The sequence below is a fragment of the Oxalicibacterium flavum genome (genome assembly GCF_014635065.1).
GTDB lineage: Bacteria > Pseudomonadota > Gammaproteobacteria > Burkholderiales > Burkholderiaceae_D > Oxalicibacterium > Oxalicibacterium flavum.
Map to the genome: position 1 here is coordinate 41,128 of NZ_BMCG01000004.1, position 12,050 is coordinate 53,177.

The window sequence follows — 12,050 nt, forward strand, 5'->3', positions numbered from 1 at the left end:
CGGTGGCCGGCAAACCCGTGGTCCGGCAAACCGGGTAAGCTGCCCGCACGTGTTCCATTCGGAGAAGCCATGAAAAACATCGTCCAGGCCATCGTCCTGACCGCCGGCATGCTGCTGGCGTCCGGCGCGCAGGCCGGCGCCGCACCGGACGCCGCCATGCAGGAGGCGCTGCAGGATTGCGACCGCAACCAGATGAACATGAACCTGTGCGCCGCGCATCGCCACCAGCAAGCGGATCAGGCACTGAACCGGCAATACCGCGAGACGCTGGCGAAGCAGTCCGATGACGCCGCGCGTCAGCGCGTGCGCGTGGCACAACGCGCATGGATCGTGTTCCGCGACAAGGATTGCCTGGCAAGCAATGGTCCGCGCGAAGAGTCGGGTTCGATCTGGCCATTGCTGCAGGCGGACTGCCTGGCGCGCCATACCGAACGCCGCACCGAGGATCTGAAGCTGCAGGCCTGCGGCATGGAAGGCTGCGCCGAGCGATGATGGCCGTGCGCTGGCAGTGGGCGCCGTTCGCGGCACTCGACGGTGCGGCCGTGCATGCGATGCTGGAAGCGCGCCAACAGGTGTTCGTGCTCGAGCAGCGCTGCCTGTACCCGGACATCGATGCCCTTGACCGCGATGCGCATCACCTGCTGGGCTGGTGCGAGCGGGATGGCGCGCCGGTACTGGCTGCCTATCTGCGCTGTCTCGCGCCCGGCGCCCATGCGCCGGAAACCGTGCTCGGGCGCGTGCTGACGACGGCCGCGTGGCGCGGGCAGGGACTGGGCCGGCAACTCATGGACGAAGGCATACGCCGCGCCGAAGCCGCCCATCCCGGTCATCGCATCCGCCTGTCGGCGCAGGCGCATCTCGAACGTTTCTATGCCGGCTTCGGCTTCCGGCGTGTCTCCGACGTCTATCTGGAAGATGATATTCCGCACCTCGCGATGTTGCGCTGAACCTGCGCGCGGAGCGCCCTGCCTCGACCCCCGCAGCCGCTGTTGTCCCTCCGCGTATTCGTTTCATTCATATTCATTTGAATTCGAATGATTTGACATGAATGGATGGGTCCGTTATAATAGTTGCTCTTTTATAAACAGGGACATCAGAAAAACAGGAAAATGTGAGGTTGTTGTGATGCGGCGCGACACAGAAATTACGGATGTCGCTACACTCGCGGTCATGAATGACATTCCTCAACTTGTTGCCGTCAATGATTCGATTCGTATTCTGCAAAGCGTTCGTCGCATTGCGCAGTGTGTTGAGCATCATTCGAAACGCCTGGCTGTCACCCACAACATCACATCGCCGCAACTTGTGGCGCTTCTTGCCATTGCCCAGACCGGGCCCAGCACGCTCAAGGCCATAGGACGGGCGATCCAGCTCAGTCCCAGCACGGTGGTCGGCATCGTCGATCGCCTCGAGGAAAAGGGGCTGGTGAGCCGTCAGCGCGATACGCGCGATCGCCGCAATGTATTCGTCGCCGTCACGGCGGCGGGCCAGACCGTGCTGGCGAATGCGCCGCCGGCGTTGCCGAACGGTTTCAGCAGTGCGCTTGGCGGCCTGTCGGAAGCCGATCGTCAGGCGCTGGTGGTAACGCTGGAGCAATTCGCCACCTTGCTGGAAGCAAAGATTCCTGTCGAACCTGCCTGACTGGCGGTTCCGTTCTGCAGCAGTCGGTCACGCCTCTGCGGCGCTTTCTGATTCCCTTTTAGACGAGTGTAACTGCGGCAACTTTGTCGCGGGGATCGCTTTTCTCAACCAAGGAGAAAGCATGACCGCACGAGTACTCACCCCGGTATCGCCACGCCAGATCGTGTTGCGCATGCCGGCCCGCCGGGACGGCGCAGCGCTGCATGACCTGATTGCACACTGTCCGCCGCTCGATCTCAATTCGCGCTACGCCTATCTGCTGCTGTGTGACCACCATGCCGATACCTGCGTGGTGGCCGAAGTCGATGGGCGCATCGTCGGCGCCATCACGGCCTACTTCCCGCCGACCCGTCCCGACACGCTGTTCGTCTGGCAGGTTGCGGTCGATCCGAGCATGCAGGGCCAGCGTCTGGCCTCGCAGATGCTCGACAGCCTGATCGAGCGCTGCATCGCCAATCGCCCCGGCGGACAGCCGCTGCGTGCGGTGGAAGCCACCATCAGCCCGAGCAACATCGCCTCGCGCAAGCTGTTCACCAGTTTTGCGGTGCGCCATGGCGTCGAGATCGTCGCCGGCCTGCACTTTTCCGCCGCCGATTTCGGCAACGGCGAGCACGAGGAAGAGTGGCTGTACCGCCTCGGACCCTGGCCGGTCCGCGCCTGACATCCCTTCTCGCGGCTGCGCCTTGCGCGCGGCCGCATCCGCCATTCATCAAAACATCCAGAACAGGAGAATCATGATGCGTATTTTCAATCGACTCGAATCCGAAGTTCGCGGCTACATCCGCTCTTTCCCGACCATCTTCTCGAAAGCCCAGAATGCAGTGCTGACCGACGAGAGCGGCAGCGAGTACATCGACTTCCTGGCCGGCGCCGGCACGCTCAACTACGGCCACAACAATCCGATCCTCAAGCAGGCAGCGATCGAATACCTGAGCGAGGACGGCATCGTCCATGGTCTCGACATGGCGACCAGCGCCAAGAAGCATTTCCTGCAGACCTTTGAAGAGCACATCCTCAAGCCGCGCAAGCTGCAGTACAAGATCCAGTTCACGGGCCCGACCGGCACCAACGCGGTCGAGGCCGCGATCAAGCTCGCGCGCAACGCGACCGGTCGCCAGAACGTGATCTCGTTCACCAACGGCTTCCACGGCGTGTCGCTGGGTTCGCTGGCGCTGACCGGCAACCGCAAGTTCCGCGACGCTGCCGGTACCGCGCTCAACGACGTGCAACGCGCGCCTTACTCGGGTTACTTCGGCCAGAACATCGACACCATTGCGATGCTCGACAAGCTCATCGTCGATCCGAGCAGCGGTGTCGATCTTCCGGCTGCGGTCATCGTCGAATGCGTGCAGGGCGAGGGCGGCCTCAACGTCGCCGGCTTCAACTGGCTCAAGAAGCTCGAGCAGCTGTGCCAGCGCCACGAGATCCTGCTGATCGTCGATGACATCCAGGCCGGTTGCGGCCGTACCGGCACCTTCTTCAGCTTCGAGCCGGCCGGCATCAAGCCCGACATCGTCACGTTGTCCAAGTCGCTGTCCGGCTTCGGCCTGCCGATGGCGATCCTGCTGATGAAGCCCGAACTCGACATCTGGAAGCCGGGCCAGCACAACGGCACCTTCCGCGGCAACAACCTGGCCTTCGTCACGTCGGCCAAGGCCATCGAGACCTACTGGAGCGACAACCGCTTCCAGGGCATGGTGCAGAAGAAGGCGCAGATCATCGAGGACTTCCTCGACAAGCTGGTCAGCAGCTATCCCGATGCGCAACTGACGCGCCGCGGCCGCGGCATGATGCAGGGCATCGCCTGCGCCGATCCGGCCCTGGCCGACCGCATCACCACCATCGCCTTCCAGAACGGGCTGATCATCGAGACCTCGGGCGGCCAGGACGAAGTGGTCAAGCTGCTCATGCCGCTGACCATCGAGCAGGAAAAACTGCTGGCCGGCCTCGACATCCTCGAACAGGCCGTGGCCGAGGCGAGCAGCGAAAAGAACGACAACGAAGTGGAAACGACCAAGGAGATCGCAGCATGATCGTACGCAAACTGAAAGACATTCTCGATACCCCGCGCGACGTCAAGGCGCCCACCTGGTGCAGCCGCCGCCTGCTGTTGCAGGACGACAACATGGGTTTTTCCATGCACCACACGGTGATCTACGCCGGCACCAAGACGCACATCCACTACAAGAACCACCTGGAAGGCGTCTATTGCGTGCAGGGTACCGGCTCGGTCGAGTTGGTGAAAACCGGCGAGGTGTTCCGGATCGAACCCGGCACGCTCTATGCGCTCGACCAGCACGACGAGCACTGGCTGCGCGCCGACGACACCGACCTGCACCTGATCTGCACCTTCAATCCGCCGCTGGTCGGCGACGAAGTCCACGACGAGAACGGCGTGTATGCGAGCGCCAGCGAATTCACGCGACGGGCGGCCGAGAAGGCCGCCACCGCCAAGACATAAAGGAGGTTCTACATGCTTTCCCAGGATGCCTACCCCACCCGTGTTTCCAACAGCGCCGCCATCCTCGCGCGCAACGAACCGGTCATTCACGACACGCTTGCCAGCCAGGCCGGACAGCTGAGCGCGCAGCAGCGCGCCAACTACGAGCAGGACGGTTTCCTGCTGGTGCCTGACCTGTTCAATGCCGAGGAAACCGGTTTTCTGTTCGATGCGATGCAGGGCATGCGCGAGGAATTCACGCATGCAGGCCGGCCCGAGGTGATTGCGGAGCCGGGTAGCGGCGAAGTGCGTTCCATCTTCAACGTGCATCGTCTGAACGACGTGTTCGCCAACCTCGTGCGCGATCCGCGCGTACTGAACGTGGCGCGTGAAATTCTGGGCAGCGACGTTTATATCCACCAGTCGCGCATCAACTACAAGCCCGGTTTCAACGGCAAGGAGTTCTACTGGCACTCGGACTTCGAGACCTGGCACAGCGAGGACGGCATGCCTGCCATGCGCGCGCTGAGCTGCTCGATCCTGCTGACCGACAACAGCGAAGCCAACGGCCCGCTGATGCTGATTCCGGGTTCGCACCGCCACTACGTGTCGTGCATGGGCGAGACACCGGACGAGAACTACAAGAAGTCGCTCAAGAAGCAGGAAGTCGGCGTGCCCGACGACATCCTGCTGCGCTACCTGGCCGATCTGGGCGGCATCCGTACCTGCACCGGCAAGGCCGGCTCGGTGATCTTCTTCGACTGCAACACCATGCACGGCTCGAACAGCAACATCTCGCCGTTCCCGCGCAGCAATGTGTTCTTCGTCTATAACAGCATCGCCAACCAGCTCGAGGCACCGCGCGGCGGTCTCGCACCGCGACCGGAATTCGTGGCGGCGCGCGAGGGCATCAAGGCGTTGACGCCGGCACCGCTCGAGATCGATTGAGTGGGGTTTGCGGAGTGATCAGGCCGGCGCCTTCGGGCGGCGGTTTTCTTGAGGCGAGCAAAAAGCGGATGCGATTGCTTGTAGGTGTTGTCTCTTCGGACAAGCGGCATTCTGGATTCCCGCCTGCACGGGAATGACGGTTCTATGTTGGCTACCATATGGGACCGGTTTGGCGCTAAATACGTATCTAGTTTTCTGCGTCATTCCCGCGCAGGCGGGAATCCAGTTGGCGTCTCACGAATCACTTACGCTCGATTATTCCTTGCCGGAAGTGCAGAAAGACACGCAAGTGCGGAACGCTCCCAACCCTAGGCCTTCTCCCCAATAAACTCCGGCGTCGACAAGGGATCGAAATCCCCCCAGTCCCCCTCCACGATCTGTCCCTGCGCCCGCTCCAGGCAGGTACCGCCCGCCTGCCGCAGCACGTCGATCGCACGCCGCTCTTCGTCCGGCGTGGAAACCGACACTGCCACCAGCATGCCGGCCTGGCGGATCGGCGGGATGTCCTTGTCTTCGTCGGTCTGCGACAGCGAGCCGAACAGCGAGCCTACGTGGGCGCCGACCAGGCCGCCGACGATGGCGCCCAGCGGACCGGCTGGCGCACCTGCGGCGGCACCGGCCACGCCACCGGCGCCGATGCCGGCAGCGCTGCCCTTATCGACATCCTCGGCGCCCGGCGATTCGTCGCGGTCGCCGCCGACCGGATACAGGTCGTGCTGGCCCGGCGGGTTGACATAGAACGACGTGATCTGCGCCGCCGGCGCGCCGGCCTGCTGCAGCGCGGCGATGGCGTGCTGCACCTCCTCCTGCTGGGCGAAGCGCCCGGCGATGATGGTAGCCATGTCTGCCTCTCCAAAGTGGTGTGAGGGAACGCATGCGGCGGCACGTCCCAGGGCCGCATGGGCGCACCATACGTCGGGCGGTGGCGGCGGATCGGTACGCTACCGCACCCGCATGGGTAATGTTGCAGCCAGGCGACACGCGTTCGACGGGCTTGCCTCTGACGCATGAAAAACCGGCTTGCCGGCAGCAAATATTTGATGACAGGTAACGCCTTTTTAACCTGCCTTGTGAAATACTCGTTTGCGGAAACGGTCCATCGTTTCCGTTAAAAAACTCAACAAAAAACGACACCCCTTTGATGGAGGAGACTCATGAAGCAGATTCATCGCGCTTGTGCATTGGCATTGTGTGCGGCGGTACTGGGCGGTTGCGCCAGCACTGCGCCCGAGGCCAATAAGGAGACCACCGCTGCCGCCGCGCCTTCCAGCGCGGATGCGGCACTTCGCAAGGATGTGGAAAAGGCGATTGCCGCCGAAAGCCAGCTCGACGGCAGCAAGATCGCCGTGGCGGCCAAGGATGGCGAGGTCACGCTGAGCGGCCAGGTCAAGAACGACTGGCTCAAGTATCTGGCCGAAACCACGGCCAAGGGCGTGAAGTCGGTCAAATCGGTCAAGAACAGCATCAAGGTTCCGGACTGAAGAGACTGCGCCACCATGAAAAACGCCGGCTCGAAGCCGGCGTTTTTTGTTCTTCGATGCCGATCAGACCGGCGGCTGCAGCCGGCCCTGCGCTGCCAGTTCGCGGATCATCTTGATGGTGTCGATATCGGCTTCCTGGTAGGCCGAGCGGCGGAATTCGTTGTAGAAGGCATCCATGCTGTCGTCCTCGGAACGGCCGTCGTCATAGACGAAGCGCACGAACAGCGCGCCTTCCTGCGGCTCCTCGATCGTCACCACCAGGCTGGAGGTCGGAATCTCTCCCTGCGCTGGCACGTCGTAGCGCACGTTCTGCTGCGGCGTGAAGGTCACGGTATCGCGGATGCGCAGCGCGTCGTAGCGCAGTTCGCGCGTCAAGGTGTCGCGTTCCTGGGCATCGGTTTCCCGCGCCAGATGCGTGCATTCGTCCAGATACGAGACGAACAGCATCGGCTGTTCGGCCCGCAACACCAGTCCGCGCCAGAGCTGGTCGCGCGTCAGCGCATCGATCAGCGGGTTGAGACGGTCGTTGATTTCAATCAGATGTTCGAATTGCATGCAGTGACAAAAATGAAAGAGTCGGTGAAGAATCGGTGAACGTGCGCAGCCACCATGACCCTTATTGTACTGTGCCGAACGCGGTGCCAACGCGTGCAAGCGCACGCAGTGACCATATGCGGGGCCGATGCGGATGCCGGCGGCCGGGTGCGCTGCTACAATGAAACGCTTTGTCGTCCCTCCGGTCTTCCGATGTCTGCCTCCCCCCAAGCTTCTACCCATGGCCTGAACGCGCCGCAGCGCGAAGCCATCCATTACATGGATGGGCCGTGCCTGGTGCTGGCCGGCGCCGGCTCGGGCAAGACGCGCGTGATCACGACCAAGATCGCGAAGCTGATCGAGGAATACGGCTACGAGGCACGGAACATCGCGGCGCTGACTTTCACCAACAAGGCCGCGCTCGAAATGCAGGAGCGCATCGCCAAGCTGCTCAAGGAACCCAAGCAGGCCAAGCAGCTGACGGTCAGCACCTTCCATTCGCTCGGCGTCAAGATCCTGCGGCAGGAAGCGCAGGCGCTGGGTTTGAAGGACCGCTTCTCGATCATGGACAGCGACGACTGTTTCTCGCTGGTGCAGGAGATGGCGGTCACCACCGACAAGCAGCTGATCCGCCGCATCCAGACCGCGATCTCGCTGTGGAAGAACGGCCTGATCGATCCCGACACGGCGCTCAACCGCGCGCAGGACGAGGACGAGGCACAGGCCGCACGCATCTATCGCAGTTACGTCGCCACGCTGTCGGCCTACCAGGCGGTTGATTTCGACGACCTGATCCGGCTGCCGGTCGAACTGCTCCGCCACAACGAACAGGTACGCGACCGCTGGCAGCGCAAGCTGCGCTATCTGCTGGTTGACGAATACCAGGACACCAACACCTGCCAGTACGAACTGGTCAAGCTGCTGGTCACCGGCCTCGGCAAGAAGCCGATGTTCACGGCGGTCGGCGACGACGACCAGGCGATCTATGCGTGGCGTGGCGCGACCATCGAAAACCTCAAGCAGCTGCAGGTCGATTTCCCCGACCTGAAGGTCATCAAGCTCGAACAGAACTACCGCTCGAGCACGCGCATCCTGCAGGCGGCCAATGCCGTCATCGGCAACAATCCCAAGCTGTTCGAGAAATCGCTGTGGTCCGAGCATGGCCTCGGCGATCCGGTCAAGGTGATGGCCATGGACGACGACGAGCAGGAAGCCGAGCAGGTCGCCATCCTGCTGTCGGCGCACAAGTTCGAGCGGCGCGCCAAGTTTTCCGACTACGCGATTCTTTATCGCGGCAACCATCAGGCGCGCGTGATCGAACAGGCGCTGCGGCGCGAGCGCATTCCGTACACGATCTCGGGTGGCCAGAGCTTCTTCGACCGCGCCGAGATCAAGGACATCATCGCCTACCTGCGCCTGATCGCAAACCAGGACGACGACCCGGCCTTCATCCGCGCGGTGACCACGCCGCGCCGCGGCGTCGGGCAATCGACGCTGGAAACGCTGGGCGCCTTCGCCGGCCAGTGGCAGTGCTCGCTGTTCGAGGCGGTCTTCAAGGGCGGTCTCGAAGCCAAGCTGGCCGAACGCCAGCTCGCGCCGCTGCGCGAATTCTGCACTTTCATCAACAACCTCGAGACGCATGCGCATCGCGAGGGCCATGCGGCCGGCTTGCTCGACGACATGATGAAGGCGATCGATTACGAAGCCTATCTGTACGACACCTTCGACGACCGCCAGGCGCAGTCCAAGTGGCAGAACGTGATCGACTTCACGACCTGGCTCAAGGAAAAGGGCAGCGGCGGCAAGGACGGCACCGACGACGAGCGCAGCCTGCTCGACCTGACGCAGATGGTGGCGCTGATGTCCATGCTCGAAGGCAAGGACGAGGAGCCCGATGCGGTGCGCATGTCCACGCTGCACGCCTCCAAGGGACTCGAGTTCCCGCACGTGTTCCTGGTCGGCGTGGAAGAGGGCATCCTGCCGCACAAGGGCGATCCCGATGCGCCGGCCGACACGCTGGGCGCGCGCATCGAGGAAGAGCGGCGCCTGATGTACGTCGGCATCACGCGTGCGCAGCGCTCGCTGCACGTGACGTGGTGCAAGCGCCGCAAGCGCGCGCGCGAATACGTGCACTGCGACGTCTCGCGCTTCATCAAGGAAATGAAGCTCGACGAGGGCGACGCGGTGCCGACCGAAGAAGAAACCATCACGCCGCAGAACCGGCTCGCCAACCTCAAGGCGCTGCTGCAAAAGCCGCGCGCGGCGTGACGGGCAGACGGCCGATGGCATGGATCATGCGTGACGGCGGCTCGTCCTTCTCTTCGTCGTCGCACTAGATCCATGACCGATTCCGTCGTCCGTCCCGCCCTCGGAAAACGCGCGCGCCATAAACGCCATACGCGCCGCGTGTCCCGCCACTCGTGGCGCATCGCCGTCTTCCTCGGCGGCGCGGCGATCGTCGCGCTGTTCTCGCTCGGCTTTGCATGGCTGGCCGAAACCATGCTGCACTGGAACCGCCACATCACGCATGCGCACTGGTGGAGCGCGCTGCTGATGCTGCCGCCGGCATTCGCCGCGATCCGCTGGCTCACCTTGCGCTACGCACCCGAGGCACGCGGCAGCGGCATTCCGCAGGTGATCGCGGCGATGTCCATGCCGGCCGGGAGCGCGCAGACCACGCTGGTGTCGCTGCGCCAGTCGCTGTGGAAGATCGTGCTGACTGCCGCCGGCCTGCTGGCCGGTGCGTCGATCGGGCGCGAGGGACCGTCGGTGCAGGTTGGCGCGGCCGCCATGCTGGCCTGGGGCAACTGGTGGCAGAAGCGGCGCCGCTTCGCAGTCGGTTTCCGGCCCGACGCCTTGATCGCGGCCGGTGCCGCCGGCGGGCTTGCGGCTGCCTTCAACACGCCGCTGGCGGGCGTGGTGTTCGCCATCGAGGAGCTCGGGCGCGGCAGCGTGGTGCGCTGGGACCGGCTGGTGATCGCGGCGGTACTGAGCGCGGGCTTCATCGCACTGGCGCTGGTCGGCAACAATCCGTATTTCCAGATTCTCGAATCGATGCTGGCGGTGCAGGCCGCATGGGGCGCGGTTCTGCTGTGCGCGCTGTGCAATGGCGTGCTCGGCGGCCTGTTCGCCAAGGCCCTGCTGGCCGGCCCCGCCGCATGGCTGCCGTCGCGCCTGCGCACATGGCCGCAACGCCGTCCGATCCTGCTGGCGGCGATCTGCGGGCTGTTGGTGGCGCTGCTGGGCCTGCTGACGGCGGGCACCACCTACGGCACCGGCTACGAGCAGTCGGCGGCGCTGCTGAACGGCCATCCGGTCGACAGCATGCTGTTCGGGCTGGCCAAGCTGGGCGCGACCATCCTCTCGTATTTCGCCGGCATCCCGGGCGGCATCTTCACGCCTTCGCTGGCGATCGGCGCCGGCATCGGCGACAATATCGCGCAGTTCCTGCCGGGCCTGGCCGACGGCAGGCTGATCGTGCTGCTGTCGATGGCGGGCTTCCTGGCCGCCGCCACGCAGTCGCCGATCACCGCCGCCGTGATCGTGATGGAAATGACGCGCAGCCAGGAAATCACGCTGTTGCTGCTGGCGACCACGCTGCTGGCTTCCTTCGTTTCGCGCCAGTTCTGCCCGCGGCCGTTCTATCACATGGCCGCACGCAACTTCCGGCGCGAAGCCATGCACCGGCACCAGGCCGAACAGGCGCAAACCACATCGGAAAAGACATGAACGAAGAACGCATCGCCGATCTCGAAATCAAGCTGGCGGCGCAGGAAGACCTGCTCGATACGCTGAACCGCACGATCTATGAACAGCAGAAGAAGCTCGACGAACTGGAAGCGGTATGCGCCGGTCTCGCGCGGCGCCTGGTCGAGGTGCGCGAGGAAGCGCAGCAGAAGCCGCTCAACGAGCCGCCGCCGCATTACTAGGATGAACAACGCATGAACGACGAACAGGAACGCCAGCTGCTGCACACCAAGCTGAACCTCGAAACCTCGCAGATCGCATGGGAAGAACTGCAGCGCTTCTTCGCCGGCGGCCACGTGGTGGTGGTCAGCAACGAACTCGACCTCGTCGATGTGGCGGCGCGCGTCTCGATCGACGACAAGACGAGCATCGAGCAATGGATCAACGAAGGCCGCATCGTGCGCGCCAACGACGAGCACGCGCTGGCGTGGAGCGCCAGCAATCCGCTGCTGTGGACGGTGGTGGCGCGGCCCTGGGTGCTGGTGCAGGAGAGGAAGCCGGAGCCGGGCAAGTCCGTGCATTGAGATGCCGCGCCGGCCGCGCGCGCTTCTTCGGTTCTCTTCAGTTCAGGATGGAAGCGGCCGGGCGCAGGCGCTGTTCGTTGTCGCCGAGCCGCGCGACGATGGCGAGCAGGAAGGCCTTGGCCAGGCTGCCGTCCTTGATCTGCCGCGTCGCTTCGTGGAGCGGAAACCAGACCGCCTTGCTGATCTCGTAGTTGAGGCGGCTGACGTCTTCCGAGTCGGCGACGCACACGAAGTTGAGCATCAGCGTATTGGTGCGCGCGAAATAGCGGCTGCGCATGTATTCGAAGGCCGTCACGTTCAGGCCGACTTCCTCGCGCACTTCGCGCACCAGCGTGTTCTCCGCATCCTCGCCTTTCTTCACGTAGCCGGCCAGCAGGATGAAGTCGTCGCGGTTGGTCTGGCGGATCAGCAGCACCCGGTCCATCGCCGGGTTCAGAATGGCGGTGCTGACCGCCGTGCTGAAGACCGGAAAGCGGAACGCTGCGCACGGCGTGCAGTATGGGACGTCGCCTTCTTCGGGGAAGGGGCGCAACGTGAGTCGATGGCCGCATTCGTGGCAGTGGTTCATGGAGGCAATCGGTTGAATGACGATGCTTGCATGGTGAATCCGATGGAAGGCGATATCCAATCGTTTGCATGAATTTCGCGATAGCCGAGACTTATGGAATCGTCTTCACCCACGTGCCGGCGGCGGGCATCGGGCCGGGCATGTTCTTGCCTTGCATCCACGGCTTG

At 63.6% G+C, this 12,050-nt stretch carries 15 protein-coding genes; 12 read left to right on the forward strand and 3 right to left on the reverse strand.

The features are described 5' to 3' along the window. The first annotated feature begins 69 nt into the window (after positions 1-69). The 7 genes from IEV38_RS10540 (at position 70) to thpD (ending at position 5,029) form a co-directional block, all read left to right on the forward strand. Positions 70-492, forward strand: coding sequence for a lysozyme inhibitor LprI family protein (locus tag IEV38_RS10540; RefSeq protein WP_188396183.1), 423 nt, complete (start codon positions 70-72; stop codon positions 490-492). After that, positions 489-947, forward strand: a complete 459-nt coding sequence (locus IEV38_RS10545) for a GNAT family N-acetyltransferase (protein ID WP_188396184.1) — start codon at positions 489-491, stop codon at positions 945-947. The genes IEV38_RS10540 and IEV38_RS10545 overlap by 4 nt, the downstream gene beginning before the upstream one ends. 97 nt (positions 948-1,044) lie before the next feature. After that, positions 1,045-1,641 (forward strand): MarR family winged helix-turn-helix transcriptional regulator, encoded by a 597-nt coding sequence (locus IEV38_RS10550; protein WP_229728983.1) that lies wholly within the window; start codon positions 1,045-1,047, stop codon positions 1,639-1,641. A 121-nt stretch (positions 1,642-1,762) separates the two neighbouring features. Then, a complete protein-coding gene (gene ectA / locus IEV38_RS10555) occupies positions 1,763-2,302 on the forward strand; it encodes a diaminobutyrate acetyltransferase (protein WP_188396185.1) in 540 nt (179 codons plus the stop codon). 70 nt (positions 2,303-2,372) lie between these two features. Beyond that, positions 2,373-3,674 carry a diaminobutyrate--2-oxoglutarate transaminase gene (gene ectB / locus IEV38_RS10560; RefSeq protein ID WP_229729022.1) on the forward strand — a complete coding sequence of 434 codons (1,302 nt, stop codon included), beginning with the start codon at positions 2,373-2,375 and terminating at the stop codon, positions 3,672-3,674. Next, positions 3,671-4,102, forward strand: coding sequence for an ectoine synthase (locus tag IEV38_RS10565; protein ID WP_188396186.1), 432 nt, complete (start codon positions 3,671-3,673; stop codon positions 4,100-4,102). The genes ectB and IEV38_RS10565 overlap by 4 nt, the downstream gene beginning before the upstream one ends. Positions 4,103-4,114: 12 nt before the next feature. Further along, a complete protein-coding gene (thpD, locus tag IEV38_RS10570; RefSeq protein WP_188396187.1) occupies positions 4,115-5,029 on the forward strand; it encodes an ectoine hydroxylase in 915 nt (304 codons plus the stop codon). 308 nt (positions 5,030-5,337) lie between these two features. Here the strand turns inward: thpD and IEV38_RS10575 are convergent, their stop codons facing one another. Beyond that, positions 5,338-5,871, reverse strand: coding sequence for a hypothetical protein (locus tag IEV38_RS10575; protein ID WP_188396188.1), 534 nt, complete (start codon positions 5,869-5,871; stop codon positions 5,338-5,340). 312 nt (positions 5,872-6,183) lie between these two features. On the opposite strand from IEV38_RS10575, the gene IEV38_RS10580 reads away from it, so the two are divergent. Continuing rightward, positions 6,184-6,510 carry a BON domain-containing protein gene (locus IEV38_RS10580; RefSeq protein WP_188396189.1) on the forward strand — a complete coding sequence of 109 codons (327 nt, stop codon included), beginning with the start codon at positions 6,184-6,186 and terminating at the stop codon, positions 6,508-6,510. 63 nt (positions 6,511-6,573) lie between these two features. Here IEV38_RS10580 and IEV38_RS10585 read toward each other — a convergent pair whose 3' ends face one another. Next, positions 6,574-7,065, reverse strand: a complete 492-nt coding sequence (locus IEV38_RS10585) for an SRPBCC family protein (protein WP_188396190.1) — start codon at positions 7,063-7,065, stop codon at positions 6,574-6,576. A 192-nt stretch (positions 7,066-7,257) separates the two neighbouring features. Here IEV38_RS10585 and IEV38_RS10590 point away from each other — a divergent pair, with 192 nt between their 5' ends. From IEV38_RS10590 to IEV38_RS10605, 4 genes are all read left to right on the forward strand, one after another. Continuing rightward, positions 7,258-9,312 (forward strand): UvrD-helicase domain-containing protein, encoded by a 2,055-nt coding sequence (locus tag IEV38_RS10590; RefSeq protein WP_188396191.1) that lies wholly within the window; start codon positions 7,258-7,260, stop codon positions 9,310-9,312. Between the two features lie 72 nt (positions 9,313-9,384). Beyond that, on the forward strand, positions 9,385-10,773 hold the full coding sequence (locus IEV38_RS10595; RefSeq protein WP_188396192.1) for a chloride channel protein: 1,389 nt from the start codon (positions 9,385-9,387) through the stop codon (positions 10,771-10,773). Then, positions 10,770-10,973 (forward strand): SlyX family protein, encoded by a 204-nt coding sequence (locus IEV38_RS10600; RefSeq protein WP_188396193.1) that lies wholly within the window; start codon positions 10,770-10,772, stop codon positions 10,971-10,973. Before IEV38_RS10595 ends, IEV38_RS10600 begins: the two co-directional genes overlap by 4 nt. A 12-nt stretch (positions 10,974-10,985) precedes the next feature. Beyond that, positions 10,986-11,315: a DUF2288 domain-containing protein gene (locus tag IEV38_RS10605; protein ID WP_188396194.1), complete on the forward strand. Its 330-nt coding sequence runs from the start codon at positions 10,986-10,988 to the stop codon at positions 11,313-11,315. 37 nt (positions 11,316-11,352) lie between these two features. On the opposite strand, the gene IEV38_RS10610 is transcribed toward IEV38_RS10605, so the two are convergent. Beyond that, on the reverse strand, positions 11,353-11,883 hold the full coding sequence (locus IEV38_RS10610; protein WP_188396195.1) for an NAD(+) diphosphatase: 531 nt from the start codon (positions 11,881-11,883) through the stop codon (positions 11,353-11,355). Positions 11,884-12,050: the final 167 nt, after the last annotated feature.

Coding starts and splice junctions, on each gene's coding strand:
- ectA (WP_188396185.1), top strand. CDS start 1,763: ATGACCGCACGAGTACTCACCCCGGTATCGCCACGCCAGATCGTGTTG.
- IEV38_RS10585 (WP_188396190.1), bottom strand. CDS start 7,065: ATGCAATTCGAACATCTGATTGAAATCAACGACCGTCTCAACCCGCTG.
- IEV38_RS10590 (WP_188396191.1), top strand. CDS start 7,258: ATGTCTGCCTCCCCCCAAGCTTCTACCCATGGCCTGAACGCGCCGCAG.
- IEV38_RS10575 (WP_188396188.1), bottom strand. CDS start 5,871: ATGGCTACCATCATCGCCGGGCGCTTCGCCCAGCAGGAGGAGGTGCAG.
- IEV38_RS10595 (WP_188396192.1), top strand. CDS start 9,385: ATGACCGATTCCGTCGTCCGTCCCGCCCTCGGAAAACGCGCGCGCCAT.
- IEV38_RS10605 (WP_188396194.1), top strand. CDS start 10,986: ATGAACGACGAACAGGAACGCCAGCTGCTGCACACCAAGCTGAACCTC.
- IEV38_RS10580 (WP_188396189.1), top strand. CDS start 6,184: ATGAAGCAGATTCATCGCGCTTGTGCATTGGCATTGTGTGCGGCGGTA.
- thpD (WP_188396187.1), top strand. CDS start 4,115: ATGCTTTCCCAGGATGCCTACCCCACCCGTGTTTCCAACAGCGCCGCC.
- IEV38_RS10550 (WP_229728983.1), top strand. CDS start 1,045: ATGAATGGATGGGTCCGTTATAATAGTTGCTCTTTTATAAACAGGGAC.
- IEV38_RS10610 (WP_188396195.1), bottom strand. CDS start 11,883: ATGAACCACTGCCACGAATGCGGCCATCGACTCACGTTGCGCCCCTTC.
- IEV38_RS10540 (WP_188396183.1), top strand. CDS start 70: ATGAAAAACATCGTCCAGGCCATCGTCCTGACCGCCGGCATGCTGCTG.
- IEV38_RS10565 (WP_188396186.1), top strand. CDS start 3,671: ATGATCGTACGCAAACTGAAAGACATTCTCGATACCCCGCGCGACGTC.
- IEV38_RS10600 (WP_188396193.1), top strand. CDS start 10,770: ATGAACGAAGAACGCATCGCCGATCTCGAAATCAAGCTGGCGGCGCAG.
- IEV38_RS10545 (WP_188396184.1), top strand. CDS start 489: ATGATGGCCGTGCGCTGGCAGTGGGCGCCGTTCGCGGCACTCGACGGT.